This is a genomic window from Paenibacillus herberti, assembly GCF_002233675.1.
GTDB classification, from domain to species: domain Bacteria; phylum Bacillota; class Bacilli; order Paenibacillales; family Paenibacillaceae; genus Paenibacillus_O; species Paenibacillus_O herberti.
The window spans coordinates 1,297,336-1,317,936 of the sequence record NZ_NMUQ01000002.1 but is presented as its reverse complement, the minus strand read 5'-3'; the positions used below and the strand labels follow the sequence as shown (position 1 = coordinate 1,317,936).

Annotated in this window: 17 protein-coding genes and 2 pseudogenes; 8 read left to right on the top strand and 11 right to left on the bottom strand. The window is 50.4% G+C overall.

What is annotated here, in order from left to right; all coding sequences use genetic code 11:
* Positions 1-71: 71 nt before the first annotated feature.
* From CGZ75_RS18380 to CGZ75_RS18355, 6 genes are all read right to left on the bottom strand, one after another.
* The gene (locus tag CGZ75_RS18380) at positions 72-1,193 is read right to left on the bottom strand and encodes a tetratricopeptide repeat protein (RefSeq protein WP_089525654.1); all 1,122 of its coding nucleotides are present in this window, start codon (positions 1,191-1,193) and stop codon (positions 72-74) included.
* A 336-nt stretch (positions 1,194-1,529) separates the two neighbouring features.
* A complete protein-coding gene (locus tag CGZ75_RS18375; RefSeq protein ID WP_245850912.1) occupies positions 1,530-1,811 on the bottom strand; it encodes a GNAT family N-acetyltransferase in 282 nt (93 codons plus the stop codon).
* Between the two features lie 95 nt (positions 1,812-1,906).
* Positions 1,907-2,701 carry an AraC family transcriptional regulator gene (locus CGZ75_RS18370; RefSeq protein WP_176444910.1) on the bottom strand — a complete coding sequence of 265 codons (795 nt, stop codon included), beginning with the start codon at positions 2,699-2,701 and terminating at the stop codon, positions 1,907-1,909.
* A 249-nt stretch (positions 2,702-2,950) separates the two neighbouring features.
* Positions 2,951-3,319, bottom strand: a complete 369-nt coding sequence (locus CGZ75_RS18365) for a transcriptional repressor (RefSeq protein ID WP_176444909.1) — start codon at positions 3,317-3,319, stop codon at positions 2,951-2,953.
* A gap of 331 nt (positions 3,320-3,650) precedes the next feature.
* Positions 3,651-4,064 carry a phage holin, LLH family gene (locus CGZ75_RS18360; protein WP_176444908.1) on the bottom strand — a complete coding sequence of 138 codons (414 nt, stop codon included), beginning with the start codon at positions 4,062-4,064 and terminating at the stop codon, positions 3,651-3,653.
* Positions 4,065-4,719: 655 nt separating this feature from the next.
* Positions 4,720-5,391 carry a helix-turn-helix transcriptional regulator gene (locus CGZ75_RS18355; RefSeq protein WP_089525650.1) on the bottom strand — a complete coding sequence of 224 codons (672 nt, stop codon included), beginning with the start codon at positions 5,389-5,391 and terminating at the stop codon, positions 4,720-4,722.
* A gap of 145 nt (positions 5,392-5,536) precedes the next feature.
* Here CGZ75_RS18355 and CGZ75_RS18350 point away from each other — a divergent pair, with 145 nt between their 5' ends.
* The gene (locus CGZ75_RS18350; RefSeq protein ID WP_089525649.1) at positions 5,537-6,931 is read left to right on the top strand and encodes an MDR family MFS transporter; all 1,395 of its coding nucleotides are present in this window, start codon (positions 5,537-5,539) and stop codon (positions 6,929-6,931) included.
* 166 nt (positions 6,932-7,097) lie between these two features.
* Here CGZ75_RS18350 and CGZ75_RS18345 read toward each other — a convergent pair whose 3' ends face one another.
* Positions 7,098-8,282, bottom strand: coding sequence for a S8 family peptidase (locus tag CGZ75_RS18345; protein ID WP_089525648.1), 1,185 nt, complete (start codon positions 8,280-8,282; stop codon positions 7,098-7,100).
* A gap of 603 nt (positions 8,283-8,885) precedes the next feature.
* Complete coding sequence (locus CGZ75_RS18335) at positions 8,886-9,086, bottom strand: hypothetical protein (RefSeq protein WP_089525646.1); 201 nt, start codon at positions 9,084-9,086, stop codon at positions 8,886-8,888.
* A gap of 124 nt (positions 9,087-9,210) precedes the next feature.
* Between CGZ75_RS18335 and CGZ75_RS18330 the strand changes: the two genes are divergently transcribed.
* The 3 genes and pseudogenes from CGZ75_RS18330 to CGZ75_RS26540 all read left to right on the top strand — a co-directional run.
* Entirely contained in the window at positions 9,211-11,058 is a 1,848-nt protein-coding gene (locus tag CGZ75_RS18330) for an ABC transporter substrate-binding protein (protein ID WP_176444907.1), read from the top strand.
* A 187-nt stretch (positions 11,059-11,245) separates the two neighbouring features.
* Positions 11,246-11,533, top strand: a complete 288-nt coding sequence (locus CGZ75_RS18325) for a GNAT family N-acetyltransferase (RefSeq protein WP_089525644.1) — start codon at positions 11,246-11,248, stop codon at positions 11,531-11,533.
* A 242-nt stretch (positions 11,534-11,775) separates the two neighbouring features.
* Positions 11,776-12,797 (top strand): annotated as a pseudogene (locus CGZ75_RS26540) (ISL3 family transposase); the annotation flags it as partial.
* A 474-nt stretch (positions 12,798-13,271) separates the two neighbouring features.
* Here CGZ75_RS26540 and CGZ75_RS18315 read toward each other — a convergent pair.
* Positions 13,272-14,585: a DUF3238 domain-containing protein gene (locus CGZ75_RS18315; RefSeq protein ID WP_089525643.1), complete on the bottom strand. Its 1,314-nt coding sequence runs from the start codon at positions 14,583-14,585 to the stop codon at positions 13,272-13,274.
* Between the two features lie 59 nt (positions 14,586-14,644).
* On the opposite strand from CGZ75_RS18315, the gene CGZ75_RS18310 reads away from it, so the two are divergent.
* From CGZ75_RS18310 to CGZ75_RS26015, 3 genes and pseudogenes are all read left to right on the top strand, one after another.
* Complete coding sequence (locus tag CGZ75_RS18310; RefSeq protein ID WP_089525642.1) at positions 14,645-14,992, top strand: hypothetical protein; 348 nt, start codon at positions 14,645-14,647, stop codon at positions 14,990-14,992.
* Positions 14,993-15,507: 515 nt separating this feature from the next.
* A pseudogene (locus tag CGZ75_RS18300) lies at positions 15,508-16,380 on the top strand (kanamycin nucleotidyltransferase C-terminal domain-containing protein); the annotation flags it as partial.
* A 117-nt stretch (positions 16,381-16,497) separates the two neighbouring features.
* Complete coding sequence (locus CGZ75_RS26015; RefSeq protein ID WP_281255127.1) at positions 16,498-17,037, top strand: GNAT family N-acetyltransferase; 540 nt, start codon at positions 16,498-16,500, stop codon at positions 17,035-17,037.
* Positions 17,038-17,568: 531 nt separating this feature from the next.
* On the opposite strand, the gene CGZ75_RS18295 is transcribed toward CGZ75_RS26015, so the two are convergent.
* Both CGZ75_RS18295 and CGZ75_RS18290 read right to left on the bottom strand, forming a co-directional pair.
* Positions 17,569-19,260: a PH domain-containing protein gene (locus tag CGZ75_RS18295; protein ID WP_089525640.1), complete on the bottom strand. Its 1,692-nt coding sequence runs from the start codon at positions 19,258-19,260 to the stop codon at positions 17,569-17,571.
* On the bottom strand, positions 19,247-19,780 hold the full coding sequence (locus CGZ75_RS18290) for a PH domain-containing protein (RefSeq protein WP_089525639.1): 534 nt from the start codon (positions 19,778-19,780) through the stop codon (positions 19,247-19,249). Before CGZ75_RS18290 ends, CGZ75_RS18295 begins: the two co-directional genes overlap by 14 nt.
* A 183-nt stretch (positions 19,781-19,963) precedes the next feature.
* On the opposite strand from CGZ75_RS18290, the gene CGZ75_RS18285 reads away from it, so the two are divergent.
* On the top strand, positions 19,964-20,554 hold the full coding sequence (locus tag CGZ75_RS18285) for a hypothetical protein (protein ID WP_089525638.1): 591 nt from the start codon (positions 19,964-19,966) through the stop codon (positions 20,552-20,554).
* Positions 20,555-20,601: the final 47 nt, after the last annotated feature.

The window sequence follows — 20,601 nt, the reverse complement described above, 5'->3', positions numbered from 1 at the left end:
TCCTTTTTCTTCAATGAATCGATCGACCAGACGCAAAACGTCCGCCATATCAACTCGCTGGACTTCAAGCTTTATTTGCTAGCAAGCTCAGCTTGCTTCGCTTTGTATACTTCTTGCCATTCTTCCTGGTAACGACGGTAGAACGCAGGATAACGGAAGCGGAGCTGCAAGATTCCGTTGATGAGTTTCTCCGGATCTGCTTCTATACGGCTGAGAACTTCCGGTGGCAGCTGAGCGCGAAGGCCTGCCGCGGCTTCCTCGTTGAACTCGCCGTAATACCATTCCATGTTGCGGATGACGATGGCTGGGTGAACCGCCGTATCCTTCTGCAGCTTCTCAAGCTCCTTGCTAAGAGCATGCATCTCCTGCATCTGCTTGCGCAGCTCGCGGATCTCTTCGCTCTTGCTGTCCATGCCGTACACCAGCTCAGCGAACAGTTCCGCTTCGCGGAAACGGCCGGCCTGCATGTAGGACTGACATTCCAACAGGAGAACTACGCGAGCGCGGATGATGTCATCTTCCGTCTCCAGCGATTTCAGGAAACGACGGACGCGCAGCTGTATTTTGGACCAGCGGTCCCATTTCTTGAGATCGATGACTCGGTTAATGTACGCCACAATAAGCGGCAGATGAGAGGTGTTTTCCTCGCCCTCCGCTGGCAACGCTTGCTCTACGACGTTCCAGGCGTCCTCGCCCTTCCCCGTACGAACATAAGCAGCGGAAAGCAGCGCAGCAAAGTTCGCCCTACGGTCGGGATGAGCAACACTCAGCTTCTCCAAGCGCTCCACAACACGATCGTAATGTCCTTGCTCACCGAGCAGGTTGGCCAGCATCGCTTCGATATCGGATGTTTCTTCGACATTGGATGCCGTTTGCAGCAGCAAAGGAACCTGCTCTTCGAAGGTTTCCCATTTCTGTTGGCCAATTAAAGTGTACAACAAAGCCGCCTGGATGGAACCCAGTTCTGGCTGGCGCTCTTTCATCGCGGTAAAATGCTCTTCGGCTCCCGCGTAGTCTTCCTTGACTAGCGCCTCGCGTGCTTCGGCAAGCAGTCCCTTGAGGGCGTCGCCTTCCTCACCGGAAAGGCCATTCTGAATCCGGTTATCTAACTCCCCCAAAATAATGGAGAACAGATTGTCAATTCCAGGTCTTAATGTCCCTGCTTCAACTTGCGGGGAAGTTTGAATTTCCATGTCGGGTCCCTTCCTCTCTGCTTCCCATGCTGCAGCGTATAGAGTGGGGAATCTTGCTCCCTCTGCTGCCGGGACTTTATCCCGTCTATTATAGCATAGCTGGGCTCTCTTGCGGATACTGGTAGAATCAACTAGATAGACGAGCCACAGAGTCGAAGAGTTGCAGCATGTTCGGCACGGGTTGAAGCACCGATTACAGCGGCAATTCCACGTATTTCTGTGTTTTATGCCTTCCGTACTATTCTAGTTTTTTGCAAAAAGAAAAGCCAACCGCTGTTCCGGCTGGCCGTTCCCACTATTCCGTGCATTACCACCCATGAGCCGCATCCGCTCCATTCAAGCCCGCAGATCAGCGTAATCTTTGCGCCGTTTGAACTGCGCGGCGGCATAGGAGCAGGCCGGTTCAATCTTCACGCCCGCTTGACGGGCCTCATCCACGACAGCCTGCAGCAGGCTGCTCGCCAGATTTTGTCCCCTTTGCTCCGGAGACACATACGTATGGTCAACGATCCATACCTTGCCTTCATTTGACGGAACATACGTAATCTCACCGATGATCTCGCCTTCGCGCCGGATGACGTATCCATTGCCTTCCTTGATTGGCATAACTTCTGTCAATCTAATCGCCTCCCCCGGGTACAACTGCCATTTGGCGGCCGCATATGCCTTACTTATACCCGATAAGGGATCATTTTAGTCATGCCAATCAACACTTAGCCGAAGCGATGCGAGGCGGTATCTGGCATCCGGTACCTTTCACCGAGGGAACTTCTAGCCAAAATGTTCGTCGGACGCTTTCCCGCACGCTTGAGCTCCTTGGTGTACTCGCCGATCGTCATCCCGTAATTTTCTTTGAACAGCCGCATGAGGTGGCGTGGGCTGATTCTCGACATCTCCGCCAGCTTCTTGACGGTCAGTTCTTTCTCATAGTGCTGCTCAATATAAGTTCTCACCGTCTCCAGAGCTGCATCCAGCTCTTGATCGGTGCCGCTCATGGATTCTTTGAACAATCGATGCAACAGATCCTCAAAGACGGCTTGCCCCCGGAACCGCTCTAGCGGATCCAGGCTGTTCCGGCAGACACAGATCGTTTTGCATAGAGAAATGAGCGCCGAAGCAGGATAAGGCGTAGGCTCGCCCAAAAGTGGAAAATCTGCCATTCGCCGTGGCAGTTGCAAAGCTGCACCCTCATGCGCGTCCGGGACAAGCGCCTGGAAGCGGAACAAATACATTTCCAGCCGGTAAGCGGAATCCGCGCATACGCGCAGCTTCTCGCCCGGCGCGCTCATGTATACCATGCCGCTTTTCAGCGGAATCTGCCTATCGCCTGTAATCAGCTTGCCCTGACCTCCGGTTACCGCGATCAGCCTGCAGTCACTTTCCCATTCCGGTCGGACCTGGCTATGGTCAACCACCGCCGCAAATGGCGCGGCGTCCCGAAGCTTGAACCAGATCTCGTCCAAAGCCTGAAGAATCAGCGCTTCCCTTTGTTCAACGTTTCTCTCCACTCCGCCCATTGCCTCCACCGTCCTGTTTCTGTATTTGTCATCTGCCCGCTGTCCAGTCCTGCCGTGTCTGGCCTATTCATCCATCTTAATGAAAATGATTCTCATTGTCAATTAACGGTTAACCCATTTTTGAAATAACTGAGTTCACTTCCAGTTTAAGCAAACCGATTAGGGTTTCAGCTGGCCACGTCCAAAACATCAAAAAAATCCGTCTCCTGCTCCATAGACGAGCGAGAGACGGATAAGGATTCAAACGACGGCCTTGGAGCCTTGCGAAGCGGCAGGACCATAACGCGGAGCCGAGCTCACGTCGTTCCACTCTTGCACGAGTCCCAGACGCTCAAATACTCTCAACTGACTGTACACGGCAGTCGCACCGACCGCGCGAACCCGGCCAGACGCATTAAGCTGGGAGACAAGCTCTTCAACAGTAGGGTGTTCATCAGCTGTATATAAATATTCCAGAAGCATATAGCGCTGGGGATTCAAGTGGATTCCTTGGTGCTCCAGCTTGCCGAGGGCAGCTAGCAGCCCGCGCGAAGCGGAGGGAGAGCGGTAACGGGCAGCCGGCGAAGCAGAGGACGGGACAACATTGCGGCGTGATGGCGATATAGCCATAGCGATCAAGCTCCCTTCAGGAATTAATTCTACTTGATAATTATTATAATCTAGATGAGAAGCTTTTGCAATGACCAATGACATCTACCGTATTATCTGCAGCCCCTCCGGTATAACTTCATTCTGTACCAATAATTGTAAGCGCATTCAATAGAAGTTGTCAAAGACTCCATGGAGAACCTTCCTATGACGCTGTTCTCATGTAAGCAAGCCCCGCTTGCTTCCCTTCGAGAGATCGCGAGCGAAGCTTGACGTTACTGTGAAGGTTTGTCTCGTTCCGCCAGACTTCACCTTCAAGCCGTCCTTTCGGGGTGTACCAGTCCCAGCGTGTTTATTGGCTGACGCCTTCTCCATATGGAGGACGCAGTACAGCTGAAGCCGGGATACCCGCCCATGGCTTGACCATCGCATTATAGTCCATGACCGCTTTTTCAATTGAAGCTCGAATGGCATCTGTGCCCGCGTGAATACCCGACTTCTCGGCTTGTTCCTGAGTATATCTCATCGCTAGAGCTAGCTTCTGCGGTCCACCTCCACCTGGATAAGCAGCTTCCGCCAGAGCGGCCGCTTCCTCCGCGATGCGATGCAGCATAACTCGCTGATGCTCCTTGCCCTTGGCGGTCATATATTTTGTGGCGCGCGTGCTTAATATCGGTAGTACCATAATAGCCATCAAGGCCAACACTACCGCTAGCACATCTTGCGCGACTTCAGCCCAGTATGGCCATTCTGTAGGTCTTTGCATCACAGTTCTCCTTTGCTCGTCAAGGTTGTTGAGCCGGAATCGGCTTAATTGTTCATGTTCTCTCCCCGGTTCAGCAGAGGAGCCATAATCCCCTCTCTTTCCTACCTTACTAATAAAATACCGCATCGAGCCTAATTAGAAGCAGCGGTAATTCATTGTTCCTCACGAGTTACACGACCTGCTCCAATACCCGAGCTGACTTGAATCCGTCTATTCCGCTCCCTCTGTACGGCTAAATGGACCCTGTTCATAATTACTCCCCTTTCGTTCGTTTCCCTTCTTTATGCAATATTTCGGAAGACCTCTCCTCCTTTTTCGATAGATTTGATTTATCCAAATATACCCAAAATTTCCTATTTAGGAACATTTGTTCGCGAATTAATTATAGTCAGACAATTCCAAACCCGTCAAGACCTAGTTCAGTCAGTAGTCGGTTCCCTTTTTGATAAATATAAAGTCCTATCTTTCACTTTTGAAAACAAGAAATTCTCCACCCAATCTTCAAACATCGAATAGGTGACATGCGAATGTTTGTTCATCAAGTAGTTCTGTTCCATATAAGCCCAATCCAACAATGAATTTCCCCTCCTTCAAATGAGACCCAACTACGCAAAAAGCCTCTAGACATGCCTTTTAGGCAGCCTAGAGGCTTGGATCATTGGGATATCTGGTAAACACAGCGGCGACCGCCGCTTAACATATGCTCCGTTCGAACTACCTGCACGCTATCGCCGAGCACACCCTGGATCATGCCGGTTTCAAAGCGGCATAGGCTGGCACAGACTTTGGCTACATCGCAGATCGGGCAATGTTTTTCCGTAAAGATATAAGAACCGTCCGGCTGCCGTTCATAGTCGGCCATATAACCCTCCGCTGTCCGATGCTCGGCGAGCCGCTTCAGCTTCTCCTCCAGCAACGGGCCCGTTCCGGACACTTCCCGCTTCTGAGGCAAGGAATAATGGGCGATCTGCTTGCCGTTGCGCACAGCGAGCAGCTTCTCTAATCCATCTTCGCCAAAGGTTTCGCGTACCGAGTCGATCAAGCCGATCGTCAGCTCCGCATAACCAGCGGGGAACAGCCTATTCGCCTCCGTCGTGAGGCTCCACAACTTGGCGGGACGCCCCATCGCCCGGGGCTCCTCGCGGAAGTCGAGCAAGCCTTCCTTTTGCAATCCGTACAAATGCTGCCGCACTGCCATCCCGGAGACGCCTAACATGCCCGCCAAAGCACCTGCATCCAGCGGCCCATGCTGCTTGAGGAGGTCTACGATTAATCTGCGGGTTCGCGTTGCATTCGCGCCCTCCGCCTGCTTCTCTTTCGCCGACATACGCATCCTCTCCTTAATAAAGCGTCTTTACCGCGGGGTCGCGGCTTTCCCATAGATTGTAAAGATATTCGTTGACAAAGTCAAAGAAAAACCGCTACGATGCTCATGCATCAATTACCAATCCCCTGTAAAGGAGTCCTGTCTCGTGAAACTCCGTGAATGGGATGCCAACCTTAAGCTCCGCCTTGGCGGCGAATTCGTAACCAATGTGATCTTCTGGACGATCTTCCCCTTCCTATCCGTCTATTTCGCCAGCGCTTTTGGCAAAGGCACCGCCGGTCTGCTGCTCGTAATCTCGCAGTTAATTTCCGTGTTTGCCAACCTGCTCGGCGGATACTTCACCGACCGGTACGGCCGCAAACGCGTCTTGGTGTTCGCCGCTATGTGCCAGTCCGTCGGCTACGGCCTTTTGGCCGCGGGCAGCTCCGCGCTGATTTCCATGCCGCTGATCGCTTTTGCTGGATTCACACTGGCCAGCTGCTCCATCAGCTTATATCACCCAGCTAGTCAGGCGATGGTCGCTGACATCGTGCCGGAAAAGGATCGCTCCTCCGTGTTCGCGGTGTTCTACACTTCGCTTAATATCGCTGTTGTCGTCGGGCCGCTGCTCGGCTCGATTGTCTACGTCGGCAATCCGTTTTACATGCCGGCGGTCGGAGCAATCGCCTGCGGACTACTGGCGACGCTGCTCTCACGTCGGCTTCGCGAGACGATGCCTTCTTTTGCCGCTGATGTGCGGGCTCGCACAGCCACTGGCTCGGAGACCAATGCCGGAAGCAGCGAAGGTAATATCGGTGTCGCTGTCGAACATGGAGATGCTGCTGCAGACTCTATTGCGGCCGCTTCAGCACCTACTCCAACTTCGTGGAAAAGGGCGATAGCCGCTCAATTGAAAGGTTACCGAATCATCGTCTCGGACCGGGTCTTTCTGCTTTTCATCATCGCAGGAGTACTGCTCTCTCAAACGTTCATGCAGCTCGATATGCTGCTGCCGATTTATTTGAAAGAAGTGTACCCCTCCTCGTCCCTTTGGGTTGGCATGGAGCTGCAATTGACAGGCCAGCAGACGTTCGCGCTGCTCTTAGCGGAGAATGGACTACTCGTAGCGCTGTTCACAGTTGCTGTGACGCGATGGACTACACAGCTTAAAGATCGTTGGATCTTCATCGGCGGAGCGCTTTGTTATGCGGCTTCCATGGCTCTTTTCAGTCAGCCGGTCAGCCTGTGGAGCCTGGCTGCGATCATGGCCGTGTTTACGCTCGGCGAGTTAATGTGCGCCGGTCCTCAGCAGACATTCATCAGCAGACTCGCACCGGAACGAATCCGGGGCCAGTATTTCGCCGCGGCCAGTCTGCGCTTCACAATCGGCCGCACGATTGCCCCTTTATCGATTCCGCTTTGCGGCTGGATCGGCTTCCCGTGGACATTCGGCGTGCTGGCGCTGCTGGCTGCCGCTTCGGCCGTTTTGTACAAAATCATGTTCGACTGGCATGAGCGCGGCGGCCCTTCTACACAACCTCTGTATAGCAAGGTGTCATAAACGAACAAGCCCGCATCCGGAATGCCTCCGTATGCGGGCTTGATGTTTTCAACAGCGCTTAATTCGGAAGACCCTCAATTCCTAAATAAAGATGAGCGCCGCTGCCAGCAGTTCTTCTTCGTTTCTCTTCATCGACACTACGATGCAATTTATTACGTGTCTCCTACTACAAATCGCTGCCCGAAACAGCCTTTCCTGCATCCACCCGGCCATGCCGCCAATGAGTTCCTGCGTCACCTGATGGGTCTGCTGTCTCAAAAAGGCGGCTGCGGATTTCCGATTCGGACAGCCCTACACTGGCCAGCAATGCAGCCACGCCCGACACATGAGGAGCAGCCATCGAGGTGCCGCTGAAGTACGTATAGCGCGAATCGGAGTAGGTCGAAACAATTCGCTCTCCTGGAGCTGCAAGATCAACCCACATGCCATACGATGAAAATGTCGAAGGACTATCCTTTGGGCCTACCGAGCCCACAGCTATAACTTCGTCGTAAGCACCCGGATATACCGGTGCCGATGAACCCGTGTTGCCAGCCGCTGCGACAACGACCGCCCCTTTCGAAACGGCATAACGAATCGCCGAGCGCAGAGCCCAGGAGCGTGCCGGTCCTCCCAAGCTGAGGTTAATCACATGAGCTCCCCTATCTGCTGCATATCGAATGCCTGCGGCGATATTTAGCAATGTACCATTGCCTTCTGCATCTAACACACGAACTGGCAAAAGGGAAACACCCGGAGCAATGCCGGTTATACCTGTAGCATCGTTTGCACGAGCCGCGGCGATGCCGGCGACATGTGTACCATGCCCGTTAGGATCATTGGCCGAACCTGCCGGATTAATATAATCCTTACCGGCCAAAACTTTACCCGCCAAGTCGGGATGGGTAAAATCGATACCCGTATCGAGCACAGCGATGATAACATCCTCTTTTCCAACCGTCACATCCCAGGCTTGTTCCGCCTTAATCAACTTGGCGCCATACTGCAGACCGTAGTAAGAATCATCCTGCATTAAGCAGCTGCGGTACCGATAGTTAGGCTCGGCGTACTCCACTTCGGGATATTCGTGATAACGATCCCTCAGCTTAAGTGAACTTGCCCCGCCACGCTTCGCTCGGATGATATGCAGCCCTGTCCCACTTTGCTCCTCGGAGACCAGACAAGCACACTCACTATGAATGCGGTATTTAGCCGCTGCCGTCAATCCCTCCTGGAATTTAACGATTAACTCGCCCGGCTCATGCTCCGGCATTTTCCCCTCCGCAATCCAGCCTTTGGCCCATCCGGCCAGCCACCAAGCACCAACTGCTCCAGAAAGCAGCATGACCGGCAGCCAATGCAAATCCATCATTCGATCAGCCCCTTCATTCTGTTTGCAGCCTCTCAGACTGCTCTACTAATCTATGGGGGAATCTATTAGATGGTTTGGGCCGATGGCGCAGAGGGTCAGAAAAGGGCGGATGACTGCATTCCACCGATTGCCGACAAGCCGCTGGCCGAAATTGCGGCGAGCCTCCATGTCTAGAGTGAAGGCGATTTTTTTAGGGGGGAATAGTTTGGTTAAAAGGGGTTCGTGAGGTGACGCTTCTTTCCCCTTTAATGCTACAAAGGAAAATGGTCGGCCGAGAATTCAGGTGCTGCGGTGATTCTCCTGGGGTTAACGACTCGAAATAAGGCTTCTGAGTTTCGTCATGCCACCTGAGCACTCTTTATTAACATGCAAAAAGCCCCTCGCCATTGCCTGCAGGCATACGGCTAAGGGGCTTTCGCTTCACCATGAAAAAGCAGACCTTTTCGACCCTGATCATGTAGGAAGTTCTGCCCCTGGCGGATAAACCCCGCCGCTGTTTACTTACGCTGCTCACACCGACTCGCGCGATACCTGCTACTTCATCGATCATGCTACGCCCGACGGGCGTAAAAGCTGCCAGCCACATCCTTACCATCCGCCCCTTCACCGGCGAAGTGACATCAGTGCAGTGAGTCTCGCGGCAGCTCTGCTGAGCCAGCCTCCCCGGGAAGCTTGTTTCCGGGCTGCGCGATACAAGCGCCGATCCCTGCGAGACGGCGTTTCCCACTCCCAATAGGCTTTCTTTTTCAGCTCATTCTCACGGTGTTCATTCAGCTTTTCAATCAAGTAATTATAATCCAACATAGGTCCATCCTCCGTTCTTCGATATGACTCAAGTATGCTCTGTGCAAAAAGGGTTAAAAAGCGTATAATCGCTTCAACTATTTTCCTCTTTTGCCATCATCGCTCACCAAGGAGGCCAACCCCAATGTATGCGAACGAGCGCTACTTGACTCTGTTAAACCGATTTTCGGGCGATTCGGAACTAGGCTCGTCTGTCGAGGCTACACTGGAAGATATCGCTGCAGCTCTTTACTGCACACCGCGCAACGCCAAGCTCATTCTCCGCCGCCTGCAGCAAGAGGAGCTGATAACCTGGCATCCCGGGCGAGGACGCGGGCATCGTTCCCGGATTTCTTTTCTGGCACCTATGGAGGATTATCTGATGAAGCTGCTGCAAGAGGCGGCGACGGGCGGCAATTACAAGGCTGCCTTCGAGCTGCTGGGCGAATATACAGGGGGAACGGACGTTAGGGAGAGGTTTCTAGGATGGCTAGACGGTCAATTCGGCTATAAAAAAGAGCAAAAAACAGACAGCGCAGCCCAGGATAGGCTCCGCTTCCCCATCCTAAATAAGGTCAATACATTGGACCCAGCGGAAGTAAACTTTGCGCTTGATGCTCATTTATTGCGACAACTGTTCGATCGGCTGCTGCGTTATTGCGAGGAAGAGCAGCGCATCGTGCCCGCTGCCGCCCACCACTGGAGCGTGAACGCTGAAGGAACCGAATGGACCTTCTTTTTGCGCAAAGGAATCCTGTTCCACGACGGACGGGAGCTGAACTCCCGCGATGTCGTGTTTACGTTCCAAAGGCTGCGCGGCGAGACGGCGAATCGCTGGCTTCTGCGGGGAGTACAAGATATTCAAGCCATTGGATCGCATGTCGTCCGTTTTCAGCTCAGCAAGCCCAACTATATTTTTGAGCGGTTCGTCTGCTCAACGGCTGCATCTCTGCTGCCGGACGGATTCGGAGGACATGCGGAAGAACAATTTTGGCAAAAACCGATCGGTACGGGTCCTTTCCGACTTCTGTGCAATAATTCATGCCGCATCGAGCTTAGCGCTCATGAGCTGTATTATGGAGGCCGTCCATACCTCGATTACGTGGACATGATCATTATGCCGGAAGAATGTCAGCCGCTAACCCAATCACAGCCAGGCATGATGCAGATTCGCGATGGTTTTTATTATGATCCGGAGACTTCTCCGGATACTTTGCCACCTTCAGATGACTGGCAACCCATCCAAAAGCTATGCCATGGCTGCGCGATGATGGGCTGGAATCTACGCAAGCCTGGGCCGCAGCAATCGGAAGCTTTCCGACGTGCGGTGCGCATGATTCTGGACCCGGCTGACCTAGTAGAACATCTGGCCGAAAAAAATTCTTTTCCAGCCTACGGCTTCCTGCCGGAAACGAGCGCCATGCGCACATCAGAGCCGCTCCGACCAGAACGGCTGCGCTCCGCCTTGCGCGAGGCAGAGTATGACGGAACACCGATTCATGTCGTCGTGGACCCGAAATACAGAGATGAAATCACATGGATGCAGAAGCGGCTTGCCGAGTGGGACATTGTACTGGAGATCGAATATGTCGTCCACGGATGCGGACTGACTTTCCACGATTCAGATCTGGCGATCTGGAGAATTGTTATCGCCGAGGATGAGGTATGTGAAATCGAAGCCTACGAGCATAAGGAATGCCTGCTGCACAACTATCTCGAAGATGATACGCATGAATGGATTATCGGGCGAATCGATGCCGCTTTAGCTTCACCCGACGCAGCTGCAAGACGGCAGATTTTGCGGCAGGTGGAGGAGCATCTGCGTGACGACGGAACCATTATTTTTCTGCATCATCAGCAGCTCAGCACCTATCTGCATCCGTCCGTGCAAGGTGTGCGCCTCAATCGTCTCGGCTGGGTCGACTTCAAAAATGTTTGGCTGGAAACCTGTCTGGCCGCACCGGAGCTCGCGGCGACGGAGCTTCGCTCTTAATCGAGGATTTTTATAAATTTGCATAATTTAAACTTTTATAATCCGAGGTAATCCATATGCTAATTAAAATGAACTTTGAGTCCAATGACATTCCACCGTTAACAATCAGACCACTGACTGAGGGGGACTTTAACTTTTCCAATCAGAAGATTTTATTCGGCTTGGGATAGAAGTTTAAAATAGACTAATTGGATATGTAGATTTAGCCAGTATAAAAGGAAATACTGCTGAAATAGGTGTTGCAATTGGAGAAAGTGGATTATGGGGCAAGGGAATTGGGGTTAGTGCAACGAAGCTTTGGATGGACTATGCATCAGAGAAACTAGGCATTACCGTTTTTTATGCAGAAGCACATGAATCGAATATCCGTTCCATCAAAATGCTGGAGAAATCAGGATTTAAAGAGTTGAGCCGAACAGGCATGGAAGTATATAGAGGAGAAGAGTGTCGTCTGATTCAGTTTGTGCTCCAATAACAAGCAACTCAATAGTTCTGAAAGGATGGATTCATGCGACGATACCGGTATTGTTTCATACTGTCCCTCCTATTCCTTGACGCTGTTTATTTATCATTTTTAAACCAAAAATTAACACCAGAACAATTACGGCTCAAAACCGAAATCAGTGCTTGACGAAATAATCCAAGGCTGAAAACGGAAAAACATCTGCTATTCCTGTATTGTTGTAAGTCCTACCCCACAACAAAAGGAATGAGCAGATGCAGACTAATTATATCAATGAATGGATTTATTTACCAGAGCTAGAGATTCGCCAAATCCTGTCCATTGATACGGAAGAACTTCATCTGGAAACCTGTCCCGTAGACGACAAGCAGTGCTGTCCATGCTGCGGATCCGTCCAACCTGTTATTTGTAAAGGAACCAACGACATGCGGATCGTCCGTCATCTTTGTGTATTCGAGAAGAAAACCTATTTGCAGAATACATCCATCCGGATGTATTGTACCTGCTGCGAAATCGGGTTTGGTTGGACGTAGGAATTCGTCGGATTCAAGCAGCGTTACAGCAAGCTTTTTCGCTCCCATACCGTCGAACAAGCTCTTGGTTCCACGGCTGCGCACAGCGCCCGGATGCAACAAGCGCCAGCCAGTACCGTACAACGCATGCATAACGAGGCGGTTCCAGCGGAATGTGAGAAGATCTATGAACGCGTCTGGGAAGAAGCGTGAAAAATGGAAGGACTGATTTTGGGAGTCGATGACTTTGCCATAAAGAAAGGCCACACCTATAACACGGGCATTCACAACCTCAAAGGCGAAAGTATGCTGGATGTACTGCCTGGCCGAAAGATGGAGGATTTGCGGATGTATACCATAAAACATCCGGGATTCCTGCTGCTTCATCTCAAAGCGGTGGTTATGGATATGGCCCGGGTTTATCATACCTGGATTAGCGAGTGCTTTCCGAATGCGATTCGCATCGCGGATCGTTTTCACGTACACCGTTACGTGATTGAAAGCGTGCAGGAAGTTCGGAAATCGGTTCAGCGCGAGCTTTAACCGCAGGCAAAGGCGTATCTGAAAGCAAATCATCGGTTGCTGAATCCATCAGCGGAATCGCTTGATCAAACAAGTCGAACCCGCTTGGAGACACTTCTGAACTACACTCCACTTCTTCGCAGCGTGTGGGAATGGAAAGAAGCGTTCACAGCCTGGTATGACTATGACTGCTCTCCAAGCTTTTGGCTACATTTGGATGTGGGCATTGGTGCGAGCAGGGTCTTCAATGCAGCATGACTAAATGTGACTATGAGTTATTGATGCCCGAGGAGCAGTTTCATCCAGACCAACACGTTGGTGACACCAGGGGTGGAGCTGCAGCTTGGCCAAACATCCTTCGGATCAACCCACGCTCGTAGTCGCGCGCCCCCATAGAGAACACAAAAAAGCCAACACGGTTCCCCATGTGGCCCCCATCTCGGCGCGTCTGTGCCCTGCTATCTGCTCTTCGGCTTGTCGTTGACCCCGTCTGCTTGCTTGGTCTGGAGCGTCAGAATCTCCTGCGCTCATTTGTTCAACCCTTGACGTCCGTGGCCGGCTCCGGAGGGGCTACTGGCGCGCCAGTAGCTTTACCGGATCCCGGACGCGGCTTCGCCGGCGGAACAATCGGGCGAGCTTCAACCTAGTTCAAGGATTGATTTTGCAATGGGAGTATCTTATGTTTAATGTAATGGGATCTGTTTATTATTTAAGATTTACTTTTCAGCATGGAAGAAAATATCTGTAGTAGGAGGAGCGAGATAGATAAAGTCAATTTTGTCAGCACGATGTAATGTGGCCCATTTTCCATTCTCTCTTAAATAAAATTCATGATTTGGTGCAGCATCATGCCACCCTGCGAACTTATAAGTCCCATCTGACCAAAAGTCTGCAGCAAGTTCAACGTTAATATGTGGAGGTGAGATATTTCTTACTTTTATAGGAATACCTACATCGTGATAAATCTGGAAAGCTATGTGACCGGATGTCTTCTCTAGATTTTTCATTGTAATTCCATCAGTACTTGCTTGGTCAGTGGTAAGGTATTGCAACTCTCCATTCACTTTCGTATATACATCTGTTGCACCAACAAATTTATAAAATGTTACATCGGAAGGTTTACAGAAGCATACAAACGCGTCTGAATTAGTTTTTGTGTTATAGTTTGCATCGGGGTCATAACCTCTATTGTTGCCTCTAAGCCAACGATTTTGGGTATCAGCTGGGGCCTCAACATAATCTTCACCAATAAAGGTTTGATATCGAATAGTATAGTTCAATGAAACTGCGGAAGCTTTCAATGATTGAAGTTCAGTCTTATATGGTTCTACAATTTTTGTTAATTCATAAATAACCTCATCTGTTATAGGCGAAATATCGGAATTGTAAACATCTTCAGTAACAGTACCTTTCAATTGATTAGATCTTTTTAATTTTTCATCATATGTCAATTTCCGTTTACCAATCATTTTGTAAACTTGTTTTTGAGATGAGTCAATGTAGTCAATCCAATTGCTTTCATTGGTTTTCCCAATTTGTTTATCATTTTTGAAAACAGTATATTCATATACACCGTCAATGTCGGTCCAATCAAGTTTAATTTCATTATTCTTGCTAATTGTATCAATTCTTAGGTTTTCAAATGAATTACTTGCAGCAATTCCATCTTCAGAAACCATCCTTTTGGAACCATTACCATTTTCTTTAAGAGTGCTGGATTTAATTTTAGCAACGTCAAGATCATTCCCTCTATTATCTTTTGCACGCAAATAATATTGATAAGGATGATTACTTTCTAAGTTTATGTCTGTGAAATTGTTGTTAGTTCCTTTATAAATAAGATTTTCATTTTTATATAGCTCATAAAAACTCCCTGCTTTATTCCATTCAAGGGAGATTGAATCTGTGGAAGCTTTAATAGGGAGGAAGTTAAGAGTTTGATCAATCTCAGCTGCATCCATTTTTTGATTAGAGAGTGGTGAGAACAAAAGAGCACTGGTAAGAAGAACTGTGGCAATTTTGAATTTCATTTAGAATTTCAATCTCCTTTAAGAAATAAATTTTAATATTATGGAGGTCGATTCAACAGATGATAAATAAAGTTATAATTAGTCTAATATCAGCATCGATAGTTACATTTGCAATTCCGTTGGTTATAATGATTGATTCTGATGAAAGTTTCACAATAGCATTTTTTATTGTGGCATCAGTTTATGCTGCCATGTATGTGTTTACTTACGGTTTTTTGGCTTCACTAATAGCCATATATTTTTTTAGATTAAATGATATTAAATCATCAGTTTTCAGAGTGTTAATTCTTCTGGGTTTTGGAGCAGCTCCATTTTTTTTGGATATAGGATTTGGTTATACTTCATTAATCGCCGCCTTTCTCTATTCACTAGCATTTGAAATACTCACAAGAACAAAAAAGGTATGATATGTTCCTTTAGGCTAATTTTTTCATATAATCCAAATAAAAGGAATGGTCTCAAAGGACTTATTGATTGGCTTATTGATTGGCTTATTGATCGGGATTATCTGGAGCCGCCATGCCGCATTTCGACATTAGATTCGACATGGCGGTCGGCTATTTTCTGTTTTGAAAAGGAGCCGTAGCGCGCGTCTATGTGACAATCGTAAATCTTATTGGTTTTGTGTGAAGCCGACCATTTCTGTCTGTGCCGAGCTACAACCAGCAGAGCATCTGCTTAACAGCATTAGTCGGCACCCGGGTTTACTTTGTAATTATTATCAATGTTAAATGGCAGATGACTGGTACACAGTTCCGTAAATTTATTCCCTCATAGTGCGAGTTCAAAAAGGTCGCCATTCAGCACCGAGAAGGTTGTGTGAACGGGAAGAAGGAGGTTGGCAAACCTACATGAGCACCGGACTTCGAAGGTGAACACAAGATTCGATGTCGAGTCGGCTTCCTGCTTTACTTCGTGATCAATGGGGGCCTTTTTGAACAACCTCTCATACGTACTTTTTTCAAAATCGTTTTCTCCCTGCCAGCCAAGTAACGCCTCAAGTATACTTAATGTATCAAACCTGCCGCATGGAGTGAGTTCGCCGCCCCTGCCGCAACTACAAGGAGAACAACTCATGCTCCCCTACCCTGTCCCTACCTCTCATACGCAAAAGATGGCTTTCATCCATGAAATCAAAGAAAATCTACTGGCCGCCTACCCTAGGCAAATTCTCGCCATCGGCGTTTATGGTTCTGTCGCCAGGGGCAGTGACGGGCCCTATTCCGACATCGAGCTGCATCTCGTGACTCATGACGGAGAGGGGATTCCGGGCGATGAATATATCCAACTTCCTTTCAAACTGGAGATTACCTCTAAATCCCGCAAACAGTGGCTGACCAAGGCCGCCTCTGTTGATGACAATTGGGCGATTTGGTCGGGCAGCTATACAGCCATCCTTTCGCTGCATGATCCACAAGGGTTGTTCACTTTAGGCGCACAAGCGGCGTCGAGCGCTTCAGATGCGGCTTTCCGCGAGGTGATGCGGGATTTCATGGTGTGGGAGCCGTATGAAACGATGGGCAAAATCCGAAACAGCAAAGAGCAGGGCAACTGGGCCCATCTTCCGTATGCAGCGATGGATCTGAGCTGGCAAGCAGCAAAGCTAATTGGGCTCGCGAACCGCCAGCCCTTCACGACGCGTGCACGGACGATGCAGGAGGCAGCAGCTATGCCCTCCCGACCGGACGGCTTTGCCGAGCTGGCTGAACGAGTTGCAACAGGCCGGCTACAGGAGATGGAGCAAGTTTATGCCGACTGCGAGCAGCTGTGGAGCGGACTGAACCTGTGGTTCGAGGAGCTTGGGATTGAATATAGACGACGTGGAGAGTTCGAGGAGAAGGATGCAGCAGCGGTCGCAGGGTTCACTTTTTCAATAGCAAAAGCTTCTCAGTCCGTTGCTCAGCATCCCGTCATTCGCCCCCTCCGTGAAGAAGATCTAATGCCGCTGTGGGAGCTGAGCCGCAAGGAAGAGTCTCCTGAATGGAAGCTCTGGGATGCGCCCTATTATGAACATAAATCGATGGATTACGAGACTTTTATTGGGGACAAAAACAGCTATATCGATCAGGATGACATCTGGGCCATAGAGGCGGATGGGCAATTGATCGGTACGGTCAGCTATTATTGGGAGCATAAGCCTTCTCTGTGGCTAGAAATGGGCATCGTCATCTTTCAACCGAAATATTGGAGCGGAGGCATTGGCACCGAGGCGCTGCGCCAGTGGATCAGCCATCTTTTTCGTACAATGCCGCTCGAGCGTGTTGGTTTCACCACCTGGTCCGGCAATGTCCGCATGATGCGGGCAGGCACGAAGCTAGGCATGACGCTGGAAGCGCGGCTGCGCAAAGTTCGCTATTGGAAGGGTGAGTATTACGACTCCATACGGATGGGACTATTGCGGGAAGAGTGGGAACGAAACCCGCTTTACGAAGCAGCAGTTGTTAACGAATAGCGGAACCCTCGATTTGAATTGAATAGGGTTTGAACTCGTATTTCTCGGGCAACGCAACTTTTTTTGTACGATTTATCATACAAAAAATGGTGTGGAGCCGCCGCTTTTCAACACTTTGTGTGATAAAACATACAAAGCCGAGCTTTCGTCATCTCTGCCCAGCTAATTTGTACGATTTATCGTACAAAATCCAAAAACTCAGCACGGCCCGAATGCAGGTTGAGTGAAAAATCATACAAATTGTGCTGGACCATATTAATACGAGACTGACTTGGTGGTACGACTTAGGCCTATCTAAGCCGTAGTTGTCCCGACAAGGCTGAGACAAGCGATTATGTTGGCGAATGTCCACCAGCTGAATGCATGAAGTATCCCATATCTGGATGTACTCTTCCCAATCCACCTTTAATCCTCCCAAGTCCACTAGCTTGTTAAATTACGTGTGTAAAAAGTTGGTGCGGCCTATATGACACCGGGTCGCGGTGAAGGCCTTGATGAGGAACAGAAAACATTGAAGTCGTGGAACTTCCGTTAGCTCAAACGATCCGGCACGCGAACACGAGTCTGCCTCGTCGAGGCTTCCTGCAGCAGCGTCAGTACGGCATCAGCTGGCGCGTGCCGCAGCTTGAACGACTGCTCGCCCTTGCCGGCGGCCAAGCTGATCCGCAGCGTAGCTCGGGAGCTTCGATCTTGCATCCGGTTTTGCGACATGCGGCGCCACTGAATTCGCCGTTTCGGAATCAGCACCTGCACTTGCTCCAGGCCGCCTCCGCTTATAGCCAGCTGCCCTTCCCCTTGCGCCCAGCCTGCATTGCGATGCTCCAGCCAGCCAGTTAACAGAACGAACAGCGGTAACAGCAAGCTAAACCAGTGATACGGCTCCGGAATCCAGATCAGGCCGGGGACGACTACGATCATGGCGATTAACGTCGGCCATCCCGCATAAGGCATCCACGCCGAGCGCTCCACCTTGTTCCAGGTTTCCGGGATGTGGAACGCTGGGGCAAACTCCTGCAAAAAAGCTTCGGTTTCCGATTTCCTCAAAATCGGGAACAGAACAAAGGACTTTTCCTTTTCATCCAAGTTGCCGGTAATAGAAGCACGGACGCTGAACCAGCCAAACGGTCGGTGCAGGATGGGCTGCACGATTTGCAGAGCCTGAATCCGCTCCAATTCAATTGTTTGCTGCTTTTTCTCCAGCAATCCTTTTTCTACCTTCAGCTTGCCGTTTATGCGCTGGATCCGGAATCCGAAGTTGGAATTCAACAGCTCCAGCGTGGTTATCGCCCAGGCGAGCAGAAACAGAATTGGTAAGGATATGAGCAGCCAGGAGGAGCCAAGCCAAGTGCTTAGCAGATCCAGCAAATCAATATCTTTGAACCAATTGTCTGCTAGTCGTGAAATGATCCCAACTAAAATCAGGAAAACGAAACCCGTTTTGTACGAGGTAAGAGCGTAACTCCACAACATGACAGGGCTTATTTTTCGCGACGCCCCATCTTCCAGTGCCGCTCCCTGAGCTGCTGATCCAACATGAGGAGCCAAAGCCCCCTCCCCCTGAACGGTCGAAGCCGCAGCTTGGCGCAGTCCGGCCGTGGAATGGGCTGCCTCTAGAGCTGCTGCTTGATGCCATTCCGGCGTCAATCTGTCAGCCGTGGAATCGGCTTGGGGTTGCAGTCCAACAGCGGCGAGTGGCACTTCCCGGCCCACTTCACCCCCAGCGCCAAGCCCAGCACTAGCTCCGGCAAAGCCGAGCGTATACTGAATGCGCTGCGCCTCCGCAGCGGACAACGACGGCAGCACCGCTTCCGGCTTCTCGCCGCCAGCCGTCTCGATGCGCAGCTGGATGAGGCCAAACATGCGATCGGCAATATTTTGCGTAGTATCGATAGACTGAATCCGCTCTCTCTGAATCCACATGTTCTGACGCGTCCAGACGCCATGCTCGATGCTAATTGCCGTTGCATCTGCCACATAGAGGAAACGGCTCCATCTCAGCCAAGCGGTCAGTACGAGCAGCGCTACAGCCAAAGAAGCGACTACAAGCGTCAGCCAAAAGCGGCTCACTTCCATACCCGTCACTCTCGGTCCCCATAGAACAATCAGCGGCAGGATCGGGAGGAAACCGTACATTTCCTTAAGCCCCTTGGCGCAAAAGAACAATATAGAAATCGGGTGCAGCCGCTTCATTTCTCCCTTTTCCCGCGGATTAGATTTCATCATCGGCCGCCCTCGTTAAGGTAACAAGCCGACAGCGTAAATCCTCGGCGACACTTTCCGTCAACCCGGGGATAGAATGGCTGCCTGCAGCCGTCGCTACAGTAAGCGTCGCGATTCCAAAGCGCTTCTGGATCGGTCCTTGTTTCGTATCGATATGCTGGATGCGTACCATCGGGATCAGCGTCTGCTTGCGGGTAAAGATCCCATAATGCAGCTCAATCTCATGCTCCCGAATGCTATAGCGCCAGCTTTTATATTGCAGTTTGGGCATCCAGAACAACTCGACCGGGATATGTACCACCAGCAAGGCTGCGAATGTACTCACGATCCACACGTACCAATCAAACCGAATCGTCAGCCACAGCAGTACGAGCACAATGACCAACTCAACCGCAAGCGAGAATAGCCCTTCCATTTTGTTGACCCCAATAACTCGCGGATCCAATTTCAGCAATTCCCGACTCTCCTGGTTCTTCTGATTCTCTTGGTTCTCATCTAGACTATATTCTTCTCCAACCTTCATACGGCTCCCCCTTAATCGTCCCTCTCTATACGCCTCACAGGCTGGCAAGTTGCATCACTAATAGCGATAAAGGTCAATCATAACATCCTTTCCCCTCCCTAGGTCCTGCAACAATTTGTAAATCCGTGCCGTCGAAAGGGCAGACTTTGAACGTTGAAAACAGAAAAGAGGGGGATCGATAGAATGAAAAAGTACGCGGGAATTACTTTAGTGTTGGCCTTGCTGCTCTCGATAATAGTATTACCTAGCCCTGTCCAAGCCTGCTCCTGTGTCGCTCCTGGCACCACACAGGAAGCATTGGCTAAAAGCGACGCCGTATTCAGCGGCAAAGTTGTCCTCATCCGCGATCGCTTTGCGAACCCCTTCACCGCTCCCTTCATAGAAGACGACGGGAATCCTTATCAAGTTAGGCTGGTGACAGAAGCCGTCTGGAAAGGTGAGATCGGCCGCGAAGCGGTCGTGTACACCTCTATGAGCGGGGAGAGCTGCGGATTCCAATTCCAGGACGGTCAGCGTTATCTAGTGTTTGCCTATACGGATAAAAAAGGGAAACTCGTCGCAAGCTCATGCAGCGCGACAGAGAAATTGACGGATACGGGCTCTTCAAAGAGGCTAGTCCAGCTTGGCTCCGGCCAGCTTCCGCTGCCTGTCGAACCCGCAGAGACTCCCAATTCGTCCACCGCTGGGTGGACCATTTCCACACTAGCCGGCGGAGTTGCCCTGGCTGCATTTGTCATCATGCTTCTTTTTAGGCGAAGCCGAAAGCAAAGTTAAGCCGTATAATAAGCAGAAACATTTGGAAGCAGATTAATTTGGGGGAG